The sequence below is a fragment of the Qipengyuania aestuarii genome (genome assembly GCF_019711535.1).
Classification (GTDB): domain Bacteria; phylum Pseudomonadota; class Alphaproteobacteria; order Sphingomonadales; family Sphingomonadaceae; genus Qipengyuania; species Qipengyuania aestuarii.
The window spans coordinates 322,914-349,315 of record NZ_JAIGNP010000003.1 but is presented as its reverse complement, the minus strand read 5'-3'; the positions used below and the strand labels follow the sequence as shown (position 1 = coordinate 349,315).

The window sequence follows — 26,402 nt, the reverse complement described above, 5'->3', positions numbered from 1 at the left end:
ACCGGCCGCATGGCCACACTTGCAGCACACAATCCGATCCCGGCTCACTGGTCCGAAGGCAATCCGACCGAAGAAGAGCTTGCCCACATTCCCGGTGAAGGGGGCTGGCCCGTGGTGGGCAACACCTTCAAGATGCTCAAAGATCCGCACGCCTTTGCGCAGCACATGGTCGAGACGTACGGCCGAGTATACAAGAGCAAGGCGTTCGGGGGTTGGAACATCGCGCTGATCGGCGCCGACGCCAACGAGCTTGTCCTGTTCGACCGGGAGAAGAACTTCTCTTCGGAGCAGGGCTGGGGCCCGATTCTCGACCAATTGTTCCCGCGCGGCCTCATGCTGCTCGATTTCGACCATCACCGCGCCGACCGCCGGGCGTTGTCGATCGCGTTTAAGCCCGGCCCGATGCGCCATTATTCGGGCAGCCTCAACCGCGGGATCGCGCGCAAGGTGGAGGAATGGGGCGCCGGGCGGATGGAATTCTATCCTGCCATCAAGACGCTCACGCTCGATCTGGCGGCGGATAGCTTCATCGGTATCGAGTGGGGGCCGGAAGCCGACAGGATCAACACTGCATTCATCGACATGGTCCAGGCCTCGGTGGCTCCTGTCAGAAGGCCGCTACCCTTCACCCAGATGAAGCGCGGGACCGATGGCCGCGCATTCCTGGTCGATTTCTTCACACAGGAAACCCACCGTCGCCGCGCCGAGGGCGGGGGGCAGGACATGTTCAGCCAGTTCGCGACCGCCGAATATGAGGATGGCAGTCTGATGCCGGTCGACGAGGTGGTCGACCACATGAACTTCCTGATGATGGCGGCGCATGACACCATCACCAGCTCGGCCACGTCGCTGATCTGGCAATTGGCCAAGAACCCCGACTGGCAGGAGAAGCTGCGCCAGGAAATCGAAAGCGTCACCGGCGGGATCGGCCCGGACGGCCGGGCGCGCGACCTCGCCTATGAAGACATGGGCCGGCTGGAGCTGGTCGAGATGGCCTTCAAGGAAGCGCTGCGGATCATGCCGCCGGTTCCTTCGACCCCGCGCCGCGCGCTGCGGGAATTCGAATTCGGCGGCTATCGCATTCCCGCCGGATCGCATGTCGGCATCAATGCCAATTACGTGCACCATGAAGAAGAGCACTGGTCCGACCCCTATGGATTCGATCCGAACCATTTCACCAGCGAGGCGGTGAAGGCGCGCCACAAATATGCCTGGGTGCCGTTCGGCGGGGGAGCGCACATGTGCCTGGGGCTGCACTTTGCCTATATGCAGATCAAGATCCTGATGGCCCAGCTGCTCCCGCGCTACCGCATCGCGCTGGATCAGGAGCCCGACTGGCAGGCCTGGCCCATTCCCAAGCCAAAGGATGGGCTCAAGATCACGCTCGAGCGGATCTAGAAATCGATCGCGATCCCGTCCTTGACCCAGTCGCCATAGCGGGTCGGGCTGAGATCCTCGTCGACTTCGCCTTTCTCCGGCTTGGGCGGCGGTTCGCTCGTCCAGTGATCGGGCTTCTTGAAGGTCTCGGGCCGCTTGTCTGCGCGTTTGGTCATATAATGAAGATGCGCGGACTGGCGCATGGTTTCAAGTAGGCGTAGGGCGCGGGCCAATGGCACAGCCTTCCGGAATTCATGCGCGCCGCGCCGCGCTTCGCCTGCTCGATGCCGTCCTTCGGCGGGGCGACACCATGGACCTTGCCTTCGCCGCGGCGACTAAAGACGTGCGCAAGTTCGAAGACCGGGCGCTGGCCCGGGCCATCGCCAGCGAAGTTCTGCGCTGGCTGGTCGACCTCGACGCGCTGATCGACAGTGCGACGAAGACGGTCCTGCCGCCCGATGCGAAGGCCCGCATGGTCCTGCGCATGATGCTGGCGCAGTGGCTGCGCCTCGAGACGCCGCCGCACGCCATCATCGCGACCTGCCTGCCGCTACTGGCCGGTGGACCGCGGAGGCTGGCGCATGGCGTTTTCTCCACGCTGACGAAGCAGGAGGCCGCGCTGCCTGCGGCGCCCACTCTGCCCGAACCGGTAGCGGAGCGCTGGGGCGAACGGGCGCCAGCCATCGCGGGCGGCCTGGCCGTTCCGCCGCCGCTCGATCTCACGCTCAAGGATCCGGAGCAGACCGAGATATGGAAGGCGAAACTGGCTGCGGATAGCCTGATGCCCGGGCATCTGCGCCTTGCCCGTGGCGAGAATGTCGAGAAATTGCCCGGTTTCTCCGAAGGGGCCTGGTGGGTCCAGGACCTTGCCGCGTCGCTGCCGGCCCATCTGCTCGGTGCAGGAGAGGGGCGGCACGTCCTCGACCTGTGCGCCGCGCCCGGGGGCAAGACCCTGCAACTGGCCGCGCAGGGGTGGAAGGTCACCGCGCTTGATATTTCGAAACGGCGACTCGCCCTGCTGAAGGAAAATCTGGGGCGGACAGGTTTGAAAGCCAGCGTGGTTCGCGCGGATGCGCTGGAATGGGAGCCCAAGCACCAGTTCGATGCCATCCTGCTCGACGCGCCGTGTACGGCGACAGGCACGGCGCGGCGCCACCCCGACGTGCTGCACCGAATCGGTCAGCGCCAGATCGAGGAGATGGCGCAGCTCCAATCCGCGCTCATCAGCCGCGCGGCCGAATGGCTCAAGCCCGGCGGCACCTTCGTCTATGCGACCTGTTCGCTCGAGCGCGAAGAAGGCGAGGATCAGGCGTTGCCGGGCAGCCTTCGCCTCCTGCCCATCGATGCCGGAAACCTTCCGGCAAATCTTGCCCCGTCGGACGATGGCACGCTTCGGACCGATCCGGGCATGCTCGCCGAAATAGGCGGCCTCGATGGCTTCTTCATTTCGACCAGCCAGAAAACCGATTGAATCAGGCGATCCGCCAATGGTGGCGGATCGGTTTGTCGCAGGGGCGGCGCGAACTGCCCCCAGCATTGCCTTATTCTTGCCATTGTTCATTTTCGAGCAAGGCCGGCGCCAGCACCCAACCCTCCCTCGGGCGCACCCGCACCCGCGCTTCTCGGGCGTTAAGCTTGATGAGTAGAGGTATTCTAACCCGTGAACGGCACCTGCGACACGGGTTCATGAGCCGTCGCCCGCGTCTGCGAGTGGCGGCCCTAGACGGAGGAATTTGAATGACTGGACTGACAAAAACCGCGGCTCTTCCCCTGCTGCTTTCGGCTGCCGCGCTACCCATGGCGGCCCCTGCGCTGGCGCAGGATGGTTCCGATATCGATGTGTACGGATCGGCCCTGACCGAAGGTCCGGAAATCGAAGGCATCATCACGGCCCGGAGCGGTGAAACCATCCAGGTCACGACCGAAGACGGCCAGACCGCGACTGTCATCGTCGACGACGGGACCGAAGTAAAAGCCACCGGTGGATTTCTGGGCCTGGGCAGCAAGGCACTGCGTACGAACCAGTTGCTGAACGGAATTCCGGTCGAGGTGGAAACCCTGCAGTTCGATGGTGGACTGGTTGCCAAGCAGATCAAGCTCAAGGGAAGCGATCTCGAAACGGCTGCCATGATCCGCGGCGCCACCCAGCAGCAGTTCGCCGAACATCGCGCCGATATCGATGCCAATGCCGCTGCTGCCGAGGCGCTGCGCGGCCGCATGGCGAATATTGACCAGTATAATGTGAAGGGCGTCACCAACGTCTATTTCGACAGCGGCAAATGGAATATTTCGCCCGAAGGTCGTCAGGAAATCTGCGCCATTGCCACCGATGCCGAAGCGATGGACAACGCTTTGCTGCTTGTCGTCGGCTATACCGATTCCGACGGCAGCCAGGATTATAACCAGGTGCTCAGTGAACGCCGCGCCGGCCGCGTCGTCAATTTCCTCCAGCAGGAATGCGGCTGGAAACCCTGGCGCATGCTCACCCCGACCGGCATGGCCGAAGCGGACCCGGCAGCAGACAATACGACCGCCTATGGCAAGGCGCAGAACCGCCGTGTCTCGGTCAACATTCTCGTCAGCAAGGCCACCGAGGAAGGCTGAGGTCAGCCACATCCGGCTTAAAAAGAAGGGGCGGACTGCGATGTCCGCCCCTTTCTCTTATTCGGCATCTTCCTTGAGATATTGCTGGAAGCTCTTGCGCAGCTTCATCAGCTTGGGCGGAATGACCGCCAGGCAATAAGGGTTACGCTGCCCTTCGCCTTCCCAATATTCCTGATGATAATCTTCAGCAGGATACCATTCGCCGCTCTCGATGGTCGTCACGGCTGTCTGGCCGGGATGCTCGTCATTCCAGCGTGCGATCGCCGCATCAGCCGCCTCTTTCTGATCATCGGCCGGGAAGATGGCGCTGCGATATTGCGTGCCCACGTCATTGCCCTGCCGATTCAGCTGGGTCGGATCGTGCGTTCCCATGAACACATCGAGGATCTGCTCCAGGCTGATGCGATCGCTGTCATAGGTCACGCGCACGCCTTCGGCATGGCCGGTCGTCCCGCTGCATACCTCCTTATAGGTCGGATCGGGCTTTTCCCCGCCGATATAGCCGCTCTCGACCTCGGTTACGCCGATCACGTCCTTCATCACCGCCTCGGTGCACCAGAAGCACCCGCCGGCCACGATAACCTGTTCCTGAGCCATTCGTATCTCCTTCGCCTGAAGATGTAGGAAGACTGGCCGCGCTTGTCATCGACTGCGGCAGGGGGCAGGAAGACAGCATTCGTTTCAGATGGGGAGAATTTCTATGCGCCTACTGCTTGCCGGGGCCGCCGCCCTCGCTCTAGCCGCTCCTGCGGTTGCCGATCATCACAGCGACGGGCCGATGGCCGAACGCCACAGCCGGCACCAAGCGCTGATGGCCGCGCTGGCTCAGGAAAACCGCGCCGAGGATCGCGCGCGCGATCAGTATCGCCATCCGTTCGAGACCCTGGAATTCTTCGGCGTCGAACCGGGCATGACCGTGGTCGATTACATGCCGGCAGGCGGCTGGTACACGCGGGTGCTGGTGCCTTATCTCGGCACCGATGGCCGTTATATCGGCGTGACTCCCGATCCTTCCGCTGCCGATGCGAGCAGGTTCGGTGAATATTTCGGCAAGCTTCCGGGGCAGTTTTCCGAAAGCTATCCGCAGTGGGGCCTCACCGGTGCGCCGGTTGCGATTCATGGCTCGCAGGATCTGACCGAGGCCATGAACGGCAGCGCGGACCGCGTGCTGATTTTCCGCGAGATGCACAATCTCCTGCGGTCCGGGGCGCTTTACACGGAGCTCACGCGGCTCCGCAGCCTGCTCAAGGATGACGGCATGCTGGGCATCGTCCAGCACCGCGCCAATGCCGATGCACCGGGCGACTACACGCTGGGCGGTAACGGCTATCTGAGGCAGGAAGATGTGATTGCGCTGGTGGAGGCACACGGTTTCGATCTCGTCGGCATGAGTGAAATCAACGCCAACCCGCGCGATCCGGCCAATCACGAAGGCGGCGTCTGGCAGATGCCTCCCAGCTGGGGCGGCAAGAAGGAAGAGCTGAAGGATCTGGGCGAAAGCGATCGGATGACGTTGCTCTTCCGCAAACGCATGTAAGCGATAATCCGGCTGTCAGCAGCCGTTCAGTCTGCAAATGAGAAACCCCTGATGTAACATTATGTCATCAGGGGTTTCTCATGCGTCATGTCTTTTTTCTCTCCGCCGCCACGCTTGCGCTGGCGGCGTGCGGCGACCGGGCCGACGAGGTTCGCGGCGTCGATCATTCGGAAACGTTGTTGTCCGTAAGCGCCAGCGGCCAGGCTGAAAGCAAGCCCGATCGGGCGCAGTTCAACGCGGGGATCGAGACATTCTCGCGCAGCGCCACCGAGGCAAGCGAGGCGAATGCGGAAAAGATCGCCGAGATCGTGGCTGCCCTGCGCGAACTCGGGGTCGAGGAAGACGACATCCAGACGCAGAATGTCTCCGTCCGGCGGGTCGAATGGGGTGATCGCAAGGGGCAGTACCAGGCCTCGAACGTCTTCCAGGTCACGATGGACAATCCCGATCGGGCTGGCGCCGCGGTGAGCGCGGTTACCGAAGCGGGCGCCAATGTCCTGTCCGGCCCCAGCCTGACCATGAGCGATCCCGAGACGGTCGCCAATCTCGCTTATGCCGATGCCTACAAGGCCGCCCGCAGCCGGGCGCAGGCCTATGCCGAGGCTGCCGACATGGAAATCGGCCGCGTGCTTTATATCCGCGATGCAGGCGGCCAGCAGGGCCAGCAATGGCTGCGCGGTGCGCAGGCGATGAATGATGCGATGGTCGAAAGCGCCGCGGCTGCGCCTCCGCCTGTTGCGCCGCCACCGCCGCCGCTAGTGCGCACCGCTCCCCGCCCCGAAGAGGGATCGCCCGGCATGATGGTCGGCACCACGCGCAGCCAGGTCTATATCCAGGTGGACTTCGCGCTGCGGGAGAAATAACGCTCTGCCGCATGAGAGAGCTGACCATATCCGTCCTGCAACTGCCGCTCGCCCTTCCGGACGAGGCGGATAATATCGCCGCCGTTTCGCAGCTGGTGGAAGAAGCCGCCGGGAAGGGCGCTCAGGTCATCCTGCCGCCCGAACTCTTCGCGGGCGAGTATTTCTGCCGCGAGGAAGAGGAGGATCTGTTCTCCCGCGCGCGCCCCACGGCGGAGCATCCCAGCGTGCTGGCGATGCAGGAGCTGGCGAAGAAGCTCGGCGTCGCCATTCCGACCAGCTTCTTCGAGCGCGACGGTCACCACTATTACAACACGCTGGCGATGGTGGGGCCGGACGGCGAGATCATGGGCACTTACCGCAAGAGCCACATTCCCGACGGGCCGGGCTATGAGGAAAAATACTATTTCCGGCCCGGCAACGACGGCTTCAAGGTGTGGGACCTGTTCGGCGCGCGGATCGGCGTGGGGGTATGCTGGGATCAGTGGTATCCCGAATGCGCCCGGGTCATGGCGCTGAAAGGGGCCGAAGTGCTCTTCTATCCCACCGCCATCGGGTCCGAACCCTATGACGCGGAACTCGACACCAGCCGCATGTGGCGCCGGGCGATGATCGGCCATGCGGTGTCGAACTGCATGCCGGTCTGCGCCGCCAACCGCATCGGCCACGAAGGGCCCGCCGACCGCCTGCAGAGCTTCTACGGCCACAGTTTCATCTCCGACGAATGGGGCGATCTGATCGAAGAATTCGGCGCCAGCGAAAGCGGCGTGCTGGTCGCGACGCTCGATCTCGACCGCGCTGCCAAGCACCGGGCGGGAATGGGCTTCTTCCGCGATCGCCGCCCGCAGCTCTACGGCCGGATCGCCGAGGATATCTGATGCCTTTCCCGGCGCGCCGCGACGCGTGATGGCCGAACCGCGCCACTTTTATCTTGTCGCGCTGGGTTCGAACATGCGCGTTCCCGGCGTGGGCGGGCCGGCGCAGGTCCTGCGGGCCGCCATCGGCAGGCTGGCCCGTCCCGAGTGCAAAGTCGCCGCGGTCTCCGGCATCATCGCCAGCCGGCCCATCGGCCCTTCGATCAGACGCTATGCCAATGCGGCGGCGGTGATCGAGACCGGGCTTGCCCCGGCGGCGCTGCTGGATGTCCTGCAGGAGGTCGAGCGCGAGTTCGGACGCCGCCGGCGCGGAGCAAGGTGGCGCGCGCGCCCGCTCGATCTCGATATCGTCCTGTGGAGCGGCGGCGTCTGGGCATCGGCAGACCTCACCATCCCCCACCCGCTGTTTCGCGAGCGGGATTTCGTTATCGGACCGGCCGCCGAAATCGCTCCCCACTGGCGCGATCCGGTAACGGCGCTCACGCTGCGGCAACTCGCCGCGCGCATCCGTAAACCCCGCCCAGACCTGCGCGCCTGACCTGCATCGCAAGTGCCGCAACAAGGCCCCGAACGGACCGGCCTGCGAAAAGCTGGACAAACCATGCTTGACCAGCCGGAGCCACCTGCTTAGGGAGCCGCCCGTGGTCGGGCCGTTAGCTCAGTCGGTAGAGCAACTGACTTTTAATCAGTAGGTCGCTGGTTCGAACCCAGCACGGCTCACCACGTTTCTTCCGTCATCCCCTTCACCCGTGGCGCACAGGCGCTAAGGTGACGGCGATGACCGGTCCCCGTCTTTCGATATTCGCCCGCCTGCCGGTCCCCGGCAAGGTGAAGACGCGCCTCATTCCCGCGCTGGGCGAGGAAGGCGCGGCGCGGCTCTATGCGCGGCTGCTTGCGCTCACCGTGGACGTTGCGCGCGAAAGCGGGCTCGCTTTCGAATTGCGCGTGACCGGCGGGGAAGTCGGAGCATTTCGCGGCCTGTTCGGTGAAGATGTAGCGGTGGTTGAGCAGGGCGATGGCGATCTCGGGACGCGGATGGCGCGGGTGGAGGCGCCCGCCCTCATCATCGGCAGCGATTGCCCCGGCATCACCGCGCCGCTGCTGCGCGCTGCCGCCGGTGCGCTGGAGGATCGGCGCGTCGTGCTCGGCCCGGCCAATGACGGCGGCTACTATCTGATCGGCTTTCGCGAACCCGTGGCCTTCCTGTTCGAGGATATGGAATGGAGCACGCCCAAGGTGCTGCCCGAAACGCTCGCCCGGCTGGCGGCGCGCGGCCATGGCCCGGCGATCCTGCCCGAACTGGCCGATATCGATACCGCCGAAGACTTGGCCCAGTGGCCCGAATTCGAATGAGCGTCACGCTGCTGGTCCCTACGCTGGACGAGGAAAAGGCGCTGCCCGCGCTGATCGCCAGCCTCGGCGCGCTGGATCCCGCACCGCTGGAAATCCTGCTGGTCGATGGCGGCAGCAACGATGCCACAATAGCCATCGCCGAGGCCGCCGGATGGCGCGTGCTGAGCGCGCCAAGGGGCCGTGCGAAGCAGATCAATCACGGGGTGGAGCAGGCTCAGGGCGAGTTTGTCTGCATCCTCCATGCCGACACCATCCCGCCCGCCGACATGATCGCGGTGATCGAGAACACTCTGTCCGATCCCTCCATCGCGCTTGCCAGTTTCACGCCGGTGATCGCGGGGCCGCAAGGTGTTCGCTGGGGCACCACGATCCATAATTGGGCCAAGACCTGGTACGCCCCGCTCATCACCCGGCCGCATCTGTTCCTGCGCGGGGTGCGGCTGCTCTTCGGCGATCACGCCATGTTCTTCCGCCGCCAGCAATTCCTTGCCGTGGGCGGCTGCACGCCGGGCGATGCGGTTATGGAAGAGGCCGATCTGTGCGTGAAGCTCGCCGCGCTGGGCCGCGTGAAGATGGTCCGCCGCCGCGTCCGAACATCGGACCGCCGGATCGCGGCCTGGGGGCCGCTGAAAGCGAACTGGATCTATTTCAAGGTCGGCATGCTCTGGGCCTTCGGCCTGCGCGGGCGGATGGCGCGCCACTATCCCGACGTGCGCTAGGCGGCGGGCAGGAAGCCCACCGCAATACAGTGATCGATCAGCCGGTGGATATAGGCGGGCCCCGTAGGCGGGCAGCCCCGGCCCGACAGCTTGCGGAATTCGGTATCCGAAAAATGCGGATCGCGCTGGAAATAGCTGGCGTAAAGGCCCGCCACGCGCTTGTAGAGCCGCCGCTCCAGCGCCTGTAGCGACGCCGGATCGAACTCTTCGGGCGTCACCAGTCGGGGTTCGTGGAACTGGGGATAGGACCCGATCGCGCCGGCAAAGGCAGTCACCGGCAATGGCTGGCCCGAAACGAGGTGATAGGTGCCGCCCGCCGCATCCTCCATCCGCTCGGCGATCAGAACGATCCCTTGCGCCACGTGGTCGAGCGGCACGAAATCCAGCGTACCGTCCGCCCGCGCGGGCATCTGCCGCACGCGGCCCTCGGCGATCAGCTTGAACGCGGCGTAGGTGGTGTCGAATTGCCGGATTGCGCCGGTTTCGTAATCGCCGACCACGATCGAAGGGCGCGCGATGGCCCAGCGCACGCTGCTCGCGCGCACCAGCCGCTCACCCGCTGCCTTACTGGCTTCATAGCCATTGGCGAAACCGATTTCGGGCGCGTTTTCCGGCCCACTACCCGGCCCACTGCCCGGCAGCGCATCGTTCACGCTGATCGTGCCGTTGCGGATGCCGCAGACATAGGCGGTCGAGACATGGAGAAAATCCATCCCGCCCGCTTCGGCCAGCACCAGTGCATGCGCCACGCCGTCTACATTGACAGCGCGATAATCGTCCTCCGCCAGATCGAAGCGCACGGTCGCGGCGCAATGGATCAGCAAATCGTGCGCCTGCGCCACTTCCGCAAACCGCTCGGCCTCCCAGCCGAAACGGGGCTGGGAAATGTCGCCCGTGAGCGTATCGATGGCGAGGGCCTGCCCATCATTCCCGCAGATCGTGGGATTGCGGTGCACGAGCCCGGTCACCGCGTGACCGGCTTCGAGCAGGCGCTTGCACAGCTCGCCGCCCAGCAGGCCGGCGGCACCAGTGACGAGGATCCTCAACAACAGGCGGCGGGCTGGGGCGCGTCATCGCTGCCGCCGGTGAACGGCATGGCAATTCCGCAGTCGGGGAAGACGCCGTAATGGGTCGAGAAATCGCCGAAGAAATCGAAATGCTGGGCAAAGCGCGTGTCGGCCAGCATTTTCCAGCTGTTGCCGCAGATCGGGAACATCCGACCGGCCTCGATCAGGTGGTGGCCGTCGAGTTCGAAGACCCGCTCGCTCCCCGCCAGCGTGCCCTTGTAGCGCACGGCCTGGCCGTAATCTTCGCATTGCGATTCGAGGCCGGGCAGCTTGAACAGGCGATAGGTGGCGGAATGGAAGCCGATACCGTCAAGCCTGGCGGCGATGGCGGGATCGTCGATGCCGAGCGGGCGGCTGGTTACCAGCCGCGGATCGGCAAAACCGGCGGCCTTGGCCAGCGCGATGAAATCGCCCCAGTATAGCGCGCCGGAAAGGCATTCGCCATGCAGCACCGGATCGCTTTGCAGGGAAGGGGGGACTCGGCGATCCGAATAGACGTCGGAGAAATAGAGTTCGCCGCCATCCTTCAGCAATCGGTGGGCCGCTTCGAACACCGCGCCCTTGTCCGCCACCAGGTTGATGACGCAATTGGATACGATCACGTCGAAATGGTTTTCCGGCAGATCGAGCGTCAGCAGCTTTTCGATATCGCCTTCGATGAACCGCACGTTCGATTGCGCATAGCCGAAGCGGTCGCGGTGCCAGTCCTCGTGTTGGCGCGCGACGGCCAGTTGCTCGGGCGTGGCGTCGACACCGGTGACCGACCCTGTCTCGCCAACCATCTGGGCAAGGATATAGGCATCCTGCCCGCTGCCCGACCCAAGATCGAGGATATGGCACCCTTCGATCGCTTGCGGGGTGACCAGGCCGCAGCCGTAATAGCGGCTGCGCACATCCTCATGCACATTGCGCATGGCGGCGAGCACGGCGGGAGGCGGGGCCTCTGCCGTGCAGCAGGCATCGGTTTTGAGATCGGCGGAAGAGGCAAGTACCTTGCCGTAATAATCCTGCGAATTGGCCAAGTTCATGGGGCTGGAAGCCTTTCGAAATGCTGCATGCGGGAAACGCCCTTCGCCTGTCCCGCATAATGGCCTAGGGAGCAAGTGATGAAATTCACTCATGACGTGATCGTGATCGGCGGCGGTGCTGCCGGTCTGACTGCTGCGGGCGGCTGCGCGCTGTTCGGGCTCGATGTCGCGCTGATCGAAGCGCGCAAGATGGGCGGGGAGTGTCTCAACGATGGCTGCGTGCCGTCGAAGGCGCTGATCGCAGCCGCTGCCCGCGCGGCAGAGGCGCGGATATCCACGCGCCACGGCGTCACGCTCGCCCCGCCGGAGGTAGAATGGGGCGGGGTGCATCGGCATATCCACGATGCCATCGCCGCCATCGCTCCGCATGACAGCGAAGAGCGGTTCGAAGAGATGGGCTGCGAGGTATTTCGCGACTGGGCGCAGGTCACCGGCCCGCAATCGGTGGAAGTGGCCTGGCGTACGCTCACCGCGCCGCGCATCGTGATCGCCACTGGATCGAAACCCGCCATCCCGCCGATCGCCGGACTGGACGAGGTTCCTTACCTCACCAACGAGACGCTGTTCGCGCTGGAGGAATTGCCCGATCATCTGGTGATCGCGGGCGGCGGCGCGATCGGCATGGAAATGGCGCAGGCCTTCCGGCGGCTGGGCAGCGCGGTCACGGTGGTCGAACCGGGGCAGTTGATGGGGCGTGACGATCCCGACAGCGTGGCGGTCGTCCGCGCCGCGCTGGAACGCGAAGGGGTACGCTTCGTCCACGCGACTGCCGACCGGGTCGAGCCGCAGGGCGCGGGCTTCCGGCTGACGGCGGGGGGCGAGACGATCGACGGCACACATCTGCTGATCGCCACCGGGCGGCGCGCGAATTGCACCGGCTTCGGGCTGGAGGAAGTGGGCGTCGCGATGAACGACAATGGCATCGTGGTAGACGATCGGCGCCGCACTTCGGTGAAGGGCATCTATGCGATCGGCGATTGCCGCGACGGGCCGCGGCTGACGCATGTGTCGGGCTATGAAGGCTCGAACGTGGCGCTCGAGATCACGCTGGGCATCCCTGCCAAGGTCGACTGGTCGGCGCTGCCCTGGTGTACCTATACCGATCCCGAAGTGGCGCAGGTCGGCCTTACCGAAAAGGACGCGCGCAGCCGGTACGGGGACAAGGTCAGGGTGGTGACCGAAAGCTTCCACGACAACGAACGCGCGCTGACCGACGGCGACGATGCGGGTCATCTCAAGCTCGTGCTGAAAGGCCGGAAGGTGCTCGGCGCCAGCATCGTCGGCAAGCATGCCGGCGAAATGGTCCTGCCGCTCGCCCAGACGATTACGGGCAAAAGCAGCAGTTTCGCGCTCGGTTCGGCCATCGTTCCGTATCCGACCCGGAGCGAGATCTCGAAAGCCGGTGCCTTCAGCGCCTGGGAGCCGACGGTGTTCGGCACGGTTCCGAAGAAATGGGCCGGGCTCGTCGCGCGGATGCGGAGGCGTCTGGCATGAACGATACCCGCAGCAAATCGCGCAATGCGCCGGCCGGACCCTCGCCCTTCGCCGTGGATGCGGCCAGCCTTCCGCGCGAAAAGTTCAGCGATCCCAAGGTCACCGCCAAAGGCGAACCGCGCGCCAGCGTCCCGCTCGCGCGCCTCGACACGCTGTGGCTGAACACGGGCACCTTGTGCAACCTGGCCTGCGCCAGCTGCTATATCGAAAGCAGCCCGACCAATGATGCGCTGGTCTATCTTTCGGTCGCCGATGCTGTGCGCTTCCTCGACGAGGCGCAGGGCATGGGCACGCGCGAGATCGGCTTCACCGGCGGGGAGCCCTTCATGAACCCCGGCATCATCGAAATGCTGGAGGCGGCGCTCGACCGCGGCTTTGCGGTGCTGGTGCTGACCAATGCGATGAAGCCGATGCGGCGGCACGAGGACGCACTGCTCGCCTTGCGCGCGCAGCATGGCGACCGGCTGACCCTGCGCGTCAGCCTCGACCACTACAGCAAGGCCGTGCACGAGGCTGAACGCGGGCCGCGCAGCTGGGACGCGGCGATGGACGGGCTGCGCTGGCTGTCGCAGGGCGGCTTCTCCATCGCTGTCGCCGGCCGGCTGCTCCCCGGCGAAGGCGAGCACCCCGCCCGCCACCACTACGCCGCCCTCTTCGCCGAGCAGGGCATCGCCCTCGATATGGATGACCTTGGCAAACTAGTGCTCTTCCCCGAGATGGACGCCGACAAGGATATCGCCGAGATCACGACCGCCTGCTGGGACATTCTCGGCAAGTCGCCAAGCGACATCATGTGCAACACCAGCCGCATGATCGTGCATCGCAAGGGTGAACCCGCACCGCGGGTGGTAGCCTGCACACTCATCCCGCATGACGACGGGTTCGACCTCGGCGGGACGCTGGCCGAGGCGGATTGCGACGTTCCTCTGAACCATCCCCACTGCGCCCGTTTCTGCGTGCTCGGCGGAGCGAGCTGTTCCGCCTGATTATTATCATGTGCGGGAAGGGTTTGCGCGCCCGCGCGTTGGCGGGGCATGTTCTTCGAAGAAACCTGGCTCGACATCGTCGCCCGCGCGGCAATCCTCTCACTAATCGGCGTCGCCTGGGTGACCGCACTGATCCGCTTGATCGGCCTGCGCACGTTATCCAAGATGACCAATTTCGATTTCGTCGTGACGATCGCCTCAGGCTCGCTTCTCGCAGGGGCAGTGCAGGCGAGCGAGTGGACTGCCTTTGCGCAGGCTTTGCTGGCGACGGGTGGTCTGTTTGGCGTTCAGTACCTGGTCGCGCGAATCAGACGGAATTCGGAAGCGTTTGAGGAAGCTATTCAGAATGGCCCGATCATGCTCATGTATAACGGTCAGATCGTCGAGGGAGCGCTGGATATTTCCCGTGTCGCCGAGAGCGATCTTTTCGCCAAGCTACGCGAAGCGAATGTGCTGGAGTTGAGCCAAGTGAGAGCAGTGGTGCTCGAAACCACCGGCGACATCAGCGTCCTCCACGGCGATACTCTGGAGGACCGGATTATCGAGGGGATCGACAGACCGTAAGGCGTCAGCTTCTGCGTCTGTCCAGCCGCCTTGCGAAGGCAACACCGCCGGTGATCAGGAACGGTACGAGGATAAAGCTCAGCAGAACCTTTGCGATGATCTGTCCGATCAGCAGGTTGCCGATGGGGAATTGTCCGTAGAAGGCCAGCGTGATGAAGATGACCGAATCGATCGCCTGACTGAGCGCCGATGCGATCGCGCCTCGCAGCATCAAAGATACTGTGCCCGTGTTCTCGTCGCTCCCGCGCAGGCGGGCGAAGATCCATACATTGAGCAGCAGGGAAACCAGATACGCAGCTGGGCCGGCTGCCCAGACCCGCCAGATTGTCGCATGAACCCGCTCGAAGGCCGCCAGATCTTCGCCGCGGCCCCCGGCCATTTCGGGGGAAGCGGGCAGATGCAGCACTAATTGCATCAAAAGTGCTGCGATCAGGAGCGGCAGGAAGCCCCACCACACGATACGATTTGCCAGTTTCTCACCGTACAGCTGTGCAATCGTGCTGGAAATCACCACGAGAAGCAGGAAGGCGAAGATGCCCGATTCGACAGCAAGATTGGTGGGGTAAAGCTGGACCTGCTTGAATGCCAGCACCCCAGCAAGCACCGTCATGCCTCCATAGATCAGAGTGTAGACGAAGAGCCCCAGCGGTGTCGCTGCGGCGTTGATGCGAATTTCGCCATGCTGTTCTGTCATGATGAGAGACGGTGTACTTTCATGTCTGGTGACAGCCGAAGCTGGAATTGCGCCCGTAAATTGACTAGGCAGTGCCGTGCAAGGTAGCGGCCGATTTCATCCGCAACTAGTCCAAGTTGTACGTAGTGCAATGCGAAGGGGTCCGCGTGCCGCCAGTACTGATCAATATCTTCGGGATCGTGGTGATCCTCGCTATCGCTTTTCTCCTCTCCACTGGCAAAAAGCGGATCAAGTTACGCATCGTTGGCGCTGCATTTGCGTTACAGGCGCTGATGGCTTTCCTGGTGCTTGGCACGAGTGGCGGAAGGGCTGTCATACATGCGATGTCCAACGGCGTGGCGGCCCTGCTTTCCTATGCAGATCAGGGAACCCAGTTCCTCTTTGGCGCACCGGAAAACAATCCCTTGTCGAACACCTTCGCCCTGGGCGCCTTGCCGGTAATCATTTTCTTCGCTGCGCTGGTTTCGATCCTCTACTACCTCGGGGTCATGCAGCGCATCGTGCGCTGGGTCGGCGGCGCGATCGGTTGGGTGACTGGGATATCCAAGGTCGAGTCCTTGGGCGCGGCCGCAAACATTTTCGTCGGGCAGTCCGAGAGTCCGCTGGTTGTGAGGCCCTATCTCGCCGCACTGGCCCCGTCGCGCCTGTTCACTTTGATGAGCGTGGGCATGGCCGGTGTAGCTGGCACCATTCTGGCGGCTTACGCGGGCCTGCTGGGTAACGATTATCTACCGTTCCTGCTTGCGGCGGCGTTCATGTCTGCGCCCGGCGGTATTCTCATGGCCAAGATCATCATGCCCGACGATGGCGAACCCTCACCCGAAGCGGAAGGGGAGCTCTCTCTGCCGCGCGGCCGCATCAGTGGCGAAGGCCCGGCTGCCATCACCGAAAGCGAAAAGGCCCATGAAGTGATGGTCGCCGAGACTTTCGAGGACGGGGAAAAGCCTGCCAACGTGATCGAGGCTGCGGCGCAAGGGGCGCAGACAGGCGTGAAGCTCGCTGTCGCGGTAGGCGCAATGGTTCTTGCTTTCGTGGCGCTGGTCGCATTGGCCAATGGCCTGCTCGGATGGGTTGGCAGCCTCTTCGGCTACGATGCTCTAAGCTTCCAGATGGTGCTGGGCTGGGTCTTCGCTCCGGTAATGTACCTTCTTGGTATTCCCTGGGATCAGGCAGGTGTCGCGGGCGGCTTGTTCGGTACCAAGATCGTTCTGAACGAATTCGTTGCGTTCATTGATCTTGGCGCTCTGGACGGTGCCGCGCTGAATGACCGCAGTCGTGCGATCGTAACTTTCGCTTTGTGCGGCTTTGCGAACTTCAGTTCTATCGCGATTCAGATGGCCGTCACCGGAGGTCTTGCGCCCAATCAGAGGCCCGTCATCGCGAGGCTCGGCCTGCGTGCACTCGCGGCAGGCTCTCTTGCCAATTTGATGAGCGCTGCGCTTGCCGGGTTGTTCTTACCTTATTAGCAGCTCGTTGCCTGACAGCGCCGGTATCCTTTCTGCAGGTGTCGCCGGTGGTGGTGCTAGGCGTGCATAGTCGCGCCTTTGGATCTATCTCGTTAGCGCTCGCCTAGCCGGCGAGCCACTATTGCGCCTATTCGCGGGTGGGACTATCGCGGCGCCATGTCTGATATCGCCAGTGTATCCATTGCTCACCCGCTCGAAGAAGTCGCCAAGGAAATCGGCCGCAGCTTCGAGGAATATGGCTTCGCGGTCATTCGTGACCACGGCATTCCGCAAGATCTTATCGATCGCGCAGAAGAACTTTCCAAGGCCTTTTTCGCGCTGCCGGACGATGTGAAGAAAGCCTATCAGATCCCGGGAGGCGGGGGCGCGCGTGGCTATACGCCCTTCGGTACCGAGAAGGCGAAGGACGCCCAAGTCCATGACCTCAAAGAGTTCTGGCATGTTGGTCGCGAACTGCCGGAAGGGCATCCGCTCTCGAAATACATGGCCGACAACGTCTGGCCCGAAGAGGTATCGGGCTTTCGCGAGACGTTTACCGAGCTTTACAACGCTTTTGAGGTAGCCGGCGGGCGCGTGCTTGAAGCGATCGCAATCCACCTTGGTTTGCGGCGCGACTTTTTCGCCCCAACGGTCGAAGATGGAAACTCGGTTATGCGCCTTTTACGCTATCCGCCACTGGAAGGCGCCGAGGCTGAAGGCGCCATCCGTGCCGCTGCACATGGCGATATCAATACTATCACCCTGCTGCTCGGTGCAGAAGAAGCGGGTCTCGAATTGCTGACCGCCGATGACGAATGGTTGGCCATCGCCCCGCCTCCCGGCGCGCTGGTGGTGAACATCGGCGACATGCTGGACCGGCTGACCAATCACAAGTTGCGTTCGACGACCCATCGTGTCGTCAACCCGCGCGGGGAAGCTGCGTATCGGGCGCGCTATTCAATGCCGTTCTTCCTTCATTTCCGGCCCGACTACATCATTGAAACTTTGCCGTCCTGCATCGACTCGGAGGATCCGTCCGGCCATCCCGAACCGATCTCGAGCCATGACTACCTGATGGAGCGGCTGCGCGAGATCAATCTCGCCTGAGGCTCAGGGGGAATCGACTGTCTCGGGAAAGTTTTTAGCGCCTGTGTGCTTTTTGCAACAGGAGTAATGCTTGGAAAACACACGTATTTTTTGGTGGGCCGGCGACGCCGCTCCCGTCCTCCCTGTGGTTGTCTTGACTCTGTCATAAAAGGATAGCTTTGGCGAAACATCGTCAGCCTAGCGGGGCGGCGCATCTCCAGTGCTAACCGAAATATTCCAATCTGAAGAGACGAAGGGGTCTTCTCCGATGAAGTTCAAGTATCTCCTGGCCGCGAGCGCGGTCAGCACAGCCACCGCCATGCTCGCCGTGCCGGCAGCAGCGCAGTCGACCGGCTCGGTCGACTTTGATGACAGCAGCGTTATCGTTGTCTCGGGTACGCGCTCGAAAGACGTAGGCGGCGTGGAAATTCCCGACTCGCCCAAGGCTAAGGTGACGCTCGACTCCGAGCTTATCATGCGTCAGGCCCCTGGTCAGACCATTAACGACACATTGAACCTTGTTCCGGGCGTTAGCTTCACCAACAATGATCCGTTTGGTTCGTTGGGTGGCAGCTTCACCATCCGCGGTTTCGGAGCTGATCGCATTTCGCAGACCTTCGACGGTCTTCCGCTGAACGACTCCGGTAACTACGCGCTTTACACCAACCAGATGATCGATCCCGAAATCATCGGATCGGTAACGGTTACCCTCGGCTCGACAGACGTCGATAGCCCGACCGCAGCAGCTGCCGGTGGTACGATCAATATTCTGTCGAAAACACCGGACGATGATTTTGGTGTCACCACCACGCTAACCTACGGTAATCTGCTCGCACGCGGTAATCCCGGCGATCGAATGATGTACCGTTTCTTCGGTAAGGTCGAAACCGGTGAACTGACACCTGGCGGCTTGAAGGCATATGTCAGCGCTTCCCGTACTGAAAACGACTCGGTTTTCTCGAACTACGGCGGCGTGGACAAGCAGCAGTACAATGCGAAAATTTTCCAGCCGCTTGGCAATGCGGACGACTTCATCTCGCTCGCAGGTCACTACAACGAAAACCGCAACAACTTCAACGGTTCGACCTATCGCTACACCGGTGAGCCGAGCCCACTGCAGGATCCTGAAGACCGTTTCTACGAAGTGTCGGACGGCGCGCCGTGTGCGGTAGCCGCGCCGGTTTTCGAGACACCGGCGGATATTGCTGATCCTACCGATCTCGAGGCTTACGCGGCATATCAAGATGCGGATGGATACAACAACTGCGGTACACCTTTCGAACGCCGCTATAACCCATCAAATACTGGTAATATTCGTGGCGCATCGCGGTTCACGTTGAGCGATGCCCTGACCCTCACCGTTGATCCGAGCTTCCAGTACGTGAAAGCTAACGGCGGTGGTACGTCTATCGGATACGAAGGCAGTTCGATCGACGGATATACGGGTGGGATTTTCACTGGCGATATTCGTAACGCCAACCGTCTTTCTGTCACGCGTGACGAAGAAACCGGCGAAGTGATCTCCATTTCTCCGCGTTCGACACAATACTACTATTTCGGTGGCGTCGATCTCAACGGCGACGGTGACACTCTCGATTACGTCAACATTCTCTCGCCAAGTCATACCCGGACCAATCGTTACGGCGTAATCGCGAACCTGATTTATGAGATCAATCCGGACCACCGTGTGCGTTTGGCCTATACGCTCGATCACGCTCGCCATCGCCAGACAGGTACGGCAGGCTTCCTGCTTGGAAACGGCGAACCAGAAGACATCTATCCGGTCAATGATCCGTTGCTCGATGCTGATGGCCTGGCCCCGCAGAAGCGCAACCGCAAGTCGTTCGCGATCCTGCATCAAGCAGCTGCACAGTATCGTGGCGTTTTTGGTGGCCTTACGGCTGAGTTGGGGGTTCGCGTCCCGTTCTTTGAGCGTGAACTCAACCAGTACTGCGTGACGACCAGCGCTTCTGGCAACGTCGATTGCATCAACGGCGCAGAAGATACTGCTGAGTACGTCGCCGAAAACGACGGTACGGTTGGACCGGTTTCTACCACTTACAATTACGATGCGATCCTTCCTGTGGTCGGTCTGACCTACGAATTCACCCCGGGCGCCAGCGTATTCGCCAGCTATTCGAAGAACCTCTCGGCTCCGAACACTGATGTTCTTTATGGCTCGCTTTACACCGGCGTCGCTCCAGAACCGGAAACGTCTCACTCGGTCGATGTGGGGGCTCGCTATCAGACCAGCACCGTGCAGGCTCAGATCACCGGTTGGTACAATCGGTATGAGAACCGTCTTGCCACCGCCTATGATCCGATCTTGGACCGTAGTATTACTCGCAACCTCGGCGGCGTCGATAAATATGGCTTCGATGGCAGCATCGCTTGGAAGCCTAGCGAACCGGTCTTGTTCTACGTGTTTGGCTCGTACCTCGAATCCGACATCAACGACGATATCCAGATCGGCGAAGATGACTTTGCTCCTACTGCTGGCAAGCGCGAAGCAGGTGCTCCGAAGTTTACCGTTGGCGCCCGCACTCAGTTCGATCTCGGTCCCGTCGAGTTCGGTGCTCAGGTGAAGCGCACGGGATCTCGTTACCTGAACGATATCAACACCATCGAATTGCCCGGCTACACCGTAGCTGACATCGATGCTCGTCTATCGCTCGGCTACTTCGACGAAGATCTCGACAAGGCGTACTTCCAGCTCAATGTAATGAACCTGTTCGACGAAGTTTATATCGGTTCGGCACCAACCGGACTTACGACTTCGGGAGAGTTCGTGAACATCGGTGCGCCGCGGGCATTCACCGCGTCGCTGGTGTGGGGCTTCTGATAAGGCTTTTACACCCTTCAGAATCGAAAAGGGCGGTCTCTGGGCCGCCCTTTTTTGTTGAGCGATCTGTGACCCGTAGTTTGCTCTCTCACAGGCGGAACGCTCCGCACTGTTGGCCCGTTACTGCGCCTATGACCGATGAAGCTTCTCGCTTTAGCACGAAAAAATCGAGGCCCAATCCATGGGTTATCGCGCTAATTGTCATTCTGCATCTCGCCGTCGTTTATTTTTTGGTCCGCAGCTTCGCCCCCAATGCGACTGCGCATGTCGAGAAGTCGGTAGTCGCTGCATTTACCGTCACTGTCACTGCACCTGAGGAAGAGCCGCCGGTGGTCGAGCCGGAACCTGATGAGGGGGCTCAAGGCGACCCGGGGGAAGAAGCGGTTCCGGAGCCGGTCACTGCTCCCAAACCAATGGTCAGGGTAAGGGAGGACAAGCCGGTTCCACGTGCGTCTTCCACCGGGACATCCCAAAGTTCGGGTGCAACGGAGGCTGGTGATGGCACGGGAGCCGCAGGCTCAGGTTCAGGGACAGGCGCCGGTAGGGGCGGTGGACAGGGCGGTATCGCGGCAACCAAACCAGAACTGGTTCAAAGCATCTCCGATTCGAGTGCATTTCCTATCCCGCCCGGTGGACGCGAGGCGCGGATCGGCAAATCGGTGATCGTACGCTTGTCGGTGTCCGCCGCAGGACGGGTGACGTCGTGTTCTATCTATCGGGCCAGCCCTTTTCCTGAAACGGACGCTCGCGTGTGCGAGTTGTCCTACCAGCAGATCAGGTTCGAGCCTGCGCGGGATGCCCAAGGCAATCCAGTCGCATCCACATTCCTCTACCAGCAACGGTTCTTTAACTGACAATCTTGGTTCGGGAAGCTAAGCACATTCTATGTTGAAGGTGCATGTCACGTGATCCAGCCTGTGATCTTATGCGGTGGGTCTGGAAAGCGCCTGTGGCCCGTAAGCCGACCTCACATGCCAAAGCCCTTTCTAAAGCTGTTTGGGGAGCGCACCCTCTTTCAGCAAGCCATCGATCGGGTGGCCCACCCTATGTTTCTCAAACCCTTGGTAGTTTGCGGGAAAGACCACCAGCAGATCGCGCGCGAACAGGCTGGTTCTTGCCTGCTCGCGGTTGAGCCGGCGCCTCGCAACACGGCAACTGCGATAGCTTTGGCTGCGACTCTAGCGAAAGCCGATGACATCCTGCTCGTATGCCCTGCCGATCATCTCATAGGTGACAGCGAGCTTTTCGTTAAGGCCGTGTCCGAAGCTGCGCAGCTTGCGAAAAGGGGGCTGCTAGTGTGTCTTGGGATCACACCGACACGCGCGGAACCCGGCTTTGGTTATATTAACTTGGGCGATGCTCTCGACCCTGGTTACAGCATTTCGCGTTTTTGGGAGAAGCCTGATGCTGGACAGGCTGCGACGCTTATCGCGCGGTCCGATGTGGTATGGAATGCAGGTATTTTCGTATTCCGCGCCGGGGATTTCTTGCGTGAGTTCGCACAGTTGCGTCCGGTCTCTGCTGAATTGGTTAGCCGATCGGTAGAGTGCGGGGAAGAACTTGAGGGCGGGTTTTATCCTTCCGCAGAACTCTACGATGACATCGTCGGGGAAAGTGTCGATTATGCCGTTTTCGAGAACACCGCAAATGCTGCTGTCGTGACCACTGAGATGGAGTGGTCGGATGTCGGCAATTGGCGCGCACTCATGGATGCTCGGCCCTCAGATCGACAAGGCAATGTTGCCGACGCATCTGCGCGAATGGCGGATTGCAAAAACGTACTGATACAGTCCGACGGTCCACGAGTTTCCGCGATTGGGCTAGAGAACGTAGTTATCGTGGTGGATGGAGACGAAATTTTGATCACGGCCCGGGATCACGCCCAAAAGTTGAACGATTATCTCGAAAGCGATCTTCCTTGAGCGGAGGGAGGCTTCGTGCGTCCTTGGTTCGCAAGCCGTGGGGCTCTAAGAATTTGCCATGTCCTTACGGCGAGCAAGATGAAGCAATAGGGGAAATCCGCTTCGAGGTGCCCCTTCCTCTCAAGCGCATCCTCTCTAAATATTTGTTCACGAGCGATATTCTCTCCATACAGATCCATCCTACGGAAAAGTTCTGCCCAGCGAGAATAGGTAAAGACGAGTGTTGGGTCGTCACCGACGCAGAGCCGACCGCCCGTATCGCAGTAGGTTTTCGTGAGCCTCTCTCAACGCTGCAAATCAGGTCGGCGGCATTCGATGGTACGCTATCAGATTTTCTGAGCTGGCGACCGGTGAAGAAAGATGATCTTCTTTTCCTGCCCGCTGGGACTGTGCACGCCATTGGTGCGGGGGTTACGCTGGTTGAGCTACAGCCAAACGTCGATACAACTTTTCGACTATACGATTACGGCCGAGGGCGCCCCCTTCAAATCGAGGAAGCACTTCAGTCTCTTGCCGAACCTTCGGCGGCGAAGGGCATCTGGGCCAGCGTAGATCCCACCGAAGAACAGGTGCTGCTGACTTCTCGGCATTTCAAAGTGGCACAATGCGTCGGTCGCCCCACCGGAACTATCGCAGCACAATTTCCCAGTGCGGTGCAAGTCCTCCCATTATCCGGGCATTGCCGCATCGGGAACTGCGAAATTCATCCTGGCGGCGCCGGTTGGGCTGACGCGCTGCATTTAATAGACTTTACCGCCTGCGAGCGGGCGCTCTTATTCGCTGCCGCCTGAATTTCATCAGGATTTGGATTTAGTCAGTATGGTCGCCAGCTCTGCCTTGCCATAAGGTTTTGTGAGCAAGCCCGAGGCGCCGAGTTCTCCCAGACGGTCCTCCATCTCTCCGTAACCAGTCGCAAGCCAGAAGGTTACGCCCAATTCAGCCAGCTTTTCAGCTACGCGTTCGCTGCTCTCATTTCCGAGATTATAGTCCAGGATCGCCAATCCCGGCGACGTTTTTTCCAGAAACGACAGGGCACCTGCAACTGTGCTTTGGACATGGACATTCTCCACCCCGAGTTCGCGAAGGCAGTCTTCGGTGTCGAGAGCGATGATCATGCTATCTTCGACCAGAAGGACGCTTTCAGGTGTATCCTGCGGCACATTATCATCCGTCTGCATGTTCTTGGCTCCGTCCGGTTCGCCGATGAATGCGCCATTCCATTCGACACAGCGTGAGGGGACGCAAAACGAGGCTTCCAAGCCCGAAAGCCGATAATCGACATTAGCCTCGCCATTCAATTCGAAGGGTATGGATCGTTCGGTGATGGTCGATCCGAAGCCGCGCCGGGTCGGTGGCTTTACCGGTGGCCCGCCCGATTCCTTCCAGTCAATCTGCAGCGAATCGTCCGAATTGCGGGTTATCGTTATGTCGAGACGACCCGAACTATCGGATAACGAACCATACTTGGCGGAATTCGTAATCATCTCGTGGATGACGAGCGCAAGGACGGTGTAAGCCTCCGGAGCCACCATGGCTTCTGGCCCGGTTACCTGCAACCGGTCCTTCTGCTTGCTCAGATAGGCATGGGCTTCCGTTTCGATCAGTTCGCTGAGCGGAGCGGCAGACCAATTACCCTTGGTAATGTTATCGTGAGCGGCGGCGAGAGATGAAATTCGCCCGCCGACGATATCCGAAAATTCTTCGATGCTGCCAGCTTCGTGCTTGGACTGGTTGATGAGCCCACGAATAAGGTTCAGGATGTTCCGCACTCGGTGATTGAGCTCGGCAATCAGCAGTTCCTGCTGAGATTGAGCCTTGGCCCGTTCCTTGACGGCATCATCGGTCAGCCGGAGAATAATCTCCAGCAGGGTCACCCGCAAACCTTCTGCGACCTGCAGTTCTCCATCGGTCCATGGAGCGCTCCGGCCTTCTACCGACTCCTGCCAGGCCTCGAAACTTTTCCGCGGTGTCAGGCGAGGTCCATTAGGGCCATATTCTACCGTCTTTTCCGGCTTTCCCGCCCAAGTGACGGTCTGGACCAGTCCCCGGCGCCAGAGCACAAGATAATCACGTGGCGTGCGAGAGACCGGGATGACAAGCGCACCAACAGCGCGGTCTGCAAACCTCTCAGCCTTCGGCAATCTTTCAGTCAACGAATCGATGGCCAAGACCCGGCTGGTTGCCGCGCTGTTCAGTCCTGAAATTATCGCGCGGAACTCTTCTTCGTTAGGAGCTGCGCCGCTGGAATCGTAGACATCCTCGACGAAAACGCTGGCGCCATCATGCGGAATGATCTGCTGAATTACGGGGGTCAGCAAAGGCAGGCTCTCCGCCAGAGGCGTTCCGGCGGCGATGTCGCGCATAAGCCGATCGTGCACCCGCCGACTTGCGTCGCGTTGTTCGTCTCGTTTGCGGAAGAGAGTCCGCTCGAGCATCATCGAGAAGAGCTCGGAGAAGAGTTCGGCCGATGTACGCTGCGAATAGGGCAAAACCTTGGGGGAATAGTGATGGCAGGCAAACAGCCCCCAAAGTTTGCCCTCGATAATGATGGATATCGACAGCGAAGCTTCCACGCCCATGTTCTGCAGATATTCGATGTGGATCGGCGATACCGCGCGTAACGTACTCAAGGACAGATCTATGGGATCGCCTTCGGCGGTATAACCGGGCTCGATCGGGACAGGCTTTTCGTTGACATCGCTGATGATGCGAAAGCGATTGCGTTTATAGAGCTCGCGCGCCTGTGCGGGAATGTCGCTTTTGGGATAACGAAGGCCATGGAAACCGCCAAGGTCATCCCGCTTGGCCTCGGCTACCACTTCGCCCGACAGATCCTTGTGAAACTGATAGATCATGACCCGATCAATATCGAGTGACATGCGAAGTTGACGAGCCGCCTCTGCGAGCAGCTTGTTGGCGTCGCTGAATTTCTCCAGACGAGCCATGATGGGACGAAGCAGACCGATCTGCCGATTGACATCTCCCTCGGCATGCGGCTCGATTTCGATGATTATGTACGCCCCGGTGGAATGTACGGCACAGTCGAAAAGCCTGCCATCGCCGATCAGATCAAGACCGAAAAGGCGCCCGACTTGGTCAGGATCGACAAGGCCCGCCACCGCGCTGCGAAGGCGCTCAAAAGCCGTCTTGGATAGATAGGACGAAAGGCGAGCGCCGATCTCGACCGGTTCATGGAGCCCAAGCATTTGCTCGAGATTCGCGGATCGCTGTCCCACGAACCAGTCCAAATTGATAGCGATCAGCGCGCCGAATCCTTGGATCAGCCCAAGCTCATGAATTGGCTCACGGTCACAGCTGGAAAGGTCGACATGCATGTTTTCGGTATTCATTCAGCGACTCCCGATCGCTTAATTGCAAAGGCGCGCTCGAACACCTCGAATGTCTTCGTAGCCCCCAGCACGGCCTCGTCCACATGGGTAGCCGCGTGAATTTCGGTGAGAACAGTGCGGAGATCAGAAAAATAAGATGTAAGGCGGTCGTCTTCAAGGAAACGTTGCGGTCCCGCTAATTCCCTCTTGCGCCTCTGATGCAGGATAGCGCGGTTGCCGAGTGAGGATCCCGCGATCACCCAAGCCGCACCCAGCGCTTCAAACTCTGTATCAAAGCTCAGCTTGCCACATTGCTGGGTGGGCGAGGAGCCGAGATCCTTGAGGTCGAGTTCCAGCAGCCTAGTCTGTGAAGGCGGAGCGACCATGCCATGGGGCGCCTGATTCTCGAACGCTTCATCGACAGCTAGGCGCGCCCGATACTGGGCAGTCAGGAAAAAGGCATACTTGTCCGCTGACGACAGTGGCAAGTGGCCAACTGCTTCATCGAGACGAGCGTGAGTTTCGCTCGTCGCTTCCCGTAATGCATTTCTCAACCTGCGATCCCATATCCAGACCATCCCCATCGCAAGCTTCGCAGAAGGTGATGGACGCGTAAGCGG

At 61.1% G+C, this 26,402-nt stretch carries 25 protein-coding genes and 1 tRNA gene; 19 read left to right on the top strand and 7 right to left on the bottom strand.

Translation table 11 applies throughout. From position 1 onward, the window contains the following. The first annotated feature begins 9 nt into the window (after positions 1–9). Complete coding sequence (locus K3175_RS11435; RefSeq protein ID WP_221543515.1) at positions 10–1,398, top strand: cytochrome P450; 1,389 nt, start codon at positions 10–12, stop codon at positions 1,396–1,398. Here the strand turns inward: K3175_RS11435 and K3175_RS11430 are convergent. Next, the gene (locus K3175_RS11430) at positions 1,395–1,553 is read right to left on the bottom strand and encodes a DUF1674 domain-containing protein (RefSeq protein WP_221543514.1); all 159 of its coding nucleotides are present in this window, start codon (positions 1,551–1,553) and stop codon (positions 1,395–1,397) included. The genes K3175_RS11435 and K3175_RS11430 overlap by 4 nt on opposite strands. 56 nt (positions 1,554–1,609) lie before the next feature. On the opposite strand from K3175_RS11430, the gene K3175_RS11425 reads away from it, so the two are divergent. Further along, complete coding sequence (locus K3175_RS11425) at positions 1,610–2,848, top strand: RsmB/NOP family class I SAM-dependent RNA methyltransferase (RefSeq protein WP_221543513.1); 1,239 nt, start codon at positions 1,610–1,612, stop codon at positions 2,846–2,848. A gap of 266 nt (positions 2,849–3,114) precedes the next feature. Then, complete coding sequence (locus tag K3175_RS11420; RefSeq protein WP_221543512.1) at positions 3,115–3,981, top strand: OmpA family protein; 867 nt, start codon at positions 3,115–3,117, stop codon at positions 3,979–3,981. A 57-nt stretch (positions 3,982–4,038) separates the two neighbouring features. Here the strand turns inward: K3175_RS11420 and msrA are convergent, their stop codons facing one another. Then, a complete protein-coding gene (gene msrA / locus K3175_RS11415) occupies positions 4,039–4,578 on the bottom strand; it encodes a peptide-methionine (S)-S-oxide reductase MsrA (RefSeq protein ID WP_221543511.1) in 540 nt (179 codons plus the stop codon). A gap of 103 nt (positions 4,579–4,681) precedes the next feature. Here msrA and K3175_RS11410 point away from each other — a divergent pair, with 103 nt between their 5' ends. The 7 genes from K3175_RS11410 to K3175_RS11380 all read left to right on the top strand — a co-directional run bounded on the left by K3175_RS11410 (position 4,682) and on the right by K3175_RS11380 (position 9,325). After that, entirely contained in the window at positions 4,682–5,518 is an 837-nt protein-coding gene (locus K3175_RS11410) for a class I SAM-dependent methyltransferase (protein WP_221543510.1), read from the top strand. Positions 5,519–5,598: 80 nt separating this feature from the next. After that, complete coding sequence (locus K3175_RS11405) at positions 5,599–6,381, top strand: SIMPL domain-containing protein (protein WP_221543509.1); 783 nt, start codon at positions 5,599–5,601, stop codon at positions 6,379–6,381. 11 nt (positions 6,382–6,392) lie between these two features. Beyond that, a complete protein-coding gene (gene aguB, locus K3175_RS11400) occupies positions 6,393–7,256 on the top strand; it encodes an N-carbamoylputrescine amidase (RefSeq protein WP_221543508.1) in 864 nt (287 codons plus the stop codon). Positions 7,257–7,284: 28 nt separating this feature from the next. Continuing rightward, positions 7,285–7,791: a 2-amino-4-hydroxy-6-hydroxymethyldihydropteridine diphosphokinase gene (folK, locus tag K3175_RS11395; RefSeq protein WP_221543507.1), complete on the top strand. Its 507-nt coding sequence runs from the start codon at positions 7,285–7,287 to the stop codon at positions 7,789–7,791. A gap of 109 nt (positions 7,792–7,900) precedes the next feature. Further along, positions 7,901–7,976: transfer RNA gene (locus K3175_RS11390), tRNA-Lys, on the top strand. A 54-nt stretch (positions 7,977–8,030) separates the two neighbouring features. Next, positions 8,031–8,606 carry a TIGR04282 family arsenosugar biosynthesis glycosyltransferase gene (locus K3175_RS11385; RefSeq protein ID WP_221543506.1) on the top strand — a complete coding sequence of 192 codons (576 nt, stop codon included), beginning with the start codon at positions 8,031–8,033 and terminating at the stop codon, positions 8,604–8,606. Next, positions 8,603–9,325 (top strand): glycosyltransferase, encoded by a 723-nt coding sequence (locus K3175_RS11380; protein ID WP_221543505.1) that lies wholly within the window; start codon positions 8,603–8,605, stop codon positions 9,323–9,325. Before K3175_RS11385 ends, K3175_RS11380 begins: the two co-directional genes overlap by 4 nt. Here the strand turns inward: K3175_RS11380 and K3175_RS11375 are convergent. Further along, positions 9,322–10,374: an SDR family oxidoreductase gene (locus K3175_RS11375; RefSeq protein ID WP_221543504.1), complete on the bottom strand. Its 1,053-nt coding sequence runs from the start codon at positions 10,372–10,374 to the stop codon at positions 9,322–9,324. The genes K3175_RS11380 and K3175_RS11375 overlap by 4 nt on opposite strands. Continuing rightward, a complete protein-coding gene (locus K3175_RS11370; protein WP_221543503.1) occupies positions 10,368–11,420 on the bottom strand; it encodes a methyltransferase domain-containing protein in 1,053 nt (350 codons plus the stop codon). Before K3175_RS11370 ends, K3175_RS11375 begins: the two co-directional genes overlap by 7 nt. A gap of 78 nt (positions 11,421–11,498) precedes the next feature. Here K3175_RS11370 and K3175_RS11365 point away from each other — a divergent pair, with 78 nt between their 5' ends. The 3 genes from K3175_RS11365 to K3175_RS11355 are packed head-to-tail and all read left to right on the top strand — an operon-like array spanning position 11,499 to position 14,464. Then, the gene (locus K3175_RS11365) at positions 11,499–12,914 is read left to right on the top strand and encodes a dihydrolipoyl dehydrogenase family protein (protein WP_221543502.1); all 1,416 of its coding nucleotides are present in this window, start codon (positions 11,499–11,501) and stop codon (positions 12,912–12,914) included. Beyond that, entirely contained in the window at positions 12,911–13,900 is a 990-nt protein-coding gene (locus K3175_RS11360) for a radical SAM protein (RefSeq protein WP_221543501.1), read from the top strand. The genes K3175_RS11365 and K3175_RS11360 overlap by 4 nt, the downstream gene beginning before the upstream one ends. A gap of 48 nt (positions 13,901–13,948) precedes the next feature. Continuing rightward, positions 13,949–14,464: a DUF421 domain-containing protein gene (locus tag K3175_RS11355; protein ID WP_221543500.1), complete on the top strand. Its 516-nt coding sequence runs from the start codon at positions 13,949–13,951 to the stop codon at positions 14,462–14,464. 4 nt (positions 14,465–14,468) lie between these two features. Here K3175_RS11355 and K3175_RS11350 read toward each other — a convergent pair whose 3' ends face one another. Next, positions 14,469–15,158, bottom strand: a complete 690-nt coding sequence (locus K3175_RS11350; protein ID WP_221543499.1) for a queuosine precursor transporter — start codon at positions 15,156–15,158, stop codon at positions 14,469–14,471. Between the two features lie 146 nt (positions 15,159–15,304). On the opposite strand from K3175_RS11350, the gene K3175_RS11345 reads away from it, so the two are divergent. From K3175_RS11345 to K3175_RS11320, 6 genes are all read left to right on the top strand, one after another. Beyond that, the gene (locus tag K3175_RS11345; RefSeq protein WP_221543498.1) at positions 15,305–16,624 is read left to right on the top strand and encodes a NupC/NupG family nucleoside CNT transporter; all 1,320 of its coding nucleotides are present in this window, start codon (positions 15,305–15,307) and stop codon (positions 16,622–16,624) included. A gap of 156 nt (positions 16,625–16,780) precedes the next feature. Further along, a complete protein-coding gene (locus K3175_RS11340) occupies positions 16,781–17,710 on the top strand; it encodes an isopenicillin N synthase family dioxygenase (RefSeq protein WP_221543497.1) in 930 nt (309 codons plus the stop codon). A gap of 247 nt (positions 17,711–17,957) precedes the next feature. Then, a complete protein-coding gene (locus K3175_RS11335; protein ID WP_221543496.1) occupies positions 17,958–20,531 on the top strand; it encodes a TonB-dependent receptor in 2,574 nt (857 codons plus the stop codon). Between the two features lie 131 nt (positions 20,532–20,662). After that, positions 20,663–21,385, top strand: coding sequence for a TonB family protein (locus K3175_RS11330; RefSeq protein ID WP_221543495.1), 723 nt, complete (start codon positions 20,663–20,665; stop codon positions 21,383–21,385). Positions 21,386–21,436: 51 nt separating this feature from the next. Then, a complete protein-coding gene (locus K3175_RS11325; RefSeq protein ID WP_221543494.1) occupies positions 21,437–22,453 on the top strand; it encodes a mannose-1-phosphate guanylyltransferase in 1,017 nt (338 codons plus the stop codon). A 23-nt stretch (positions 22,454–22,476) separates the two neighbouring features. Beyond that, a complete protein-coding gene (locus tag K3175_RS11320) occupies positions 22,477–23,244 on the top strand; it encodes a class I mannose-6-phosphate isomerase (RefSeq protein WP_221543493.1) in 768 nt (255 codons plus the stop codon). Positions 23,245–23,250: 6 nt separating this feature from the next. Here K3175_RS11320 and K3175_RS11315 read toward each other — a convergent pair whose 3' ends face one another. Both K3175_RS11315 and K3175_RS11310 read right to left on the bottom strand, forming a co-directional pair. Further along, positions 23,251–25,803: an HWE histidine kinase domain-containing protein gene (locus K3175_RS11315; protein WP_221543492.1), complete on the bottom strand. Its 2,553-nt coding sequence runs from the start codon at positions 25,801–25,803 to the stop codon at positions 23,251–23,253. Beyond that, positions 25,800–26,336, bottom strand: coding sequence for a biliverdin-producing heme oxygenase (locus K3175_RS11310; protein ID WP_221543491.1), 537 nt, complete (start codon positions 26,334–26,336; stop codon positions 25,800–25,802). Before K3175_RS11310 ends, K3175_RS11315 begins: the two co-directional genes overlap by 4 nt. Positions 26,337–26,402: the final 66 nt, after the last annotated feature.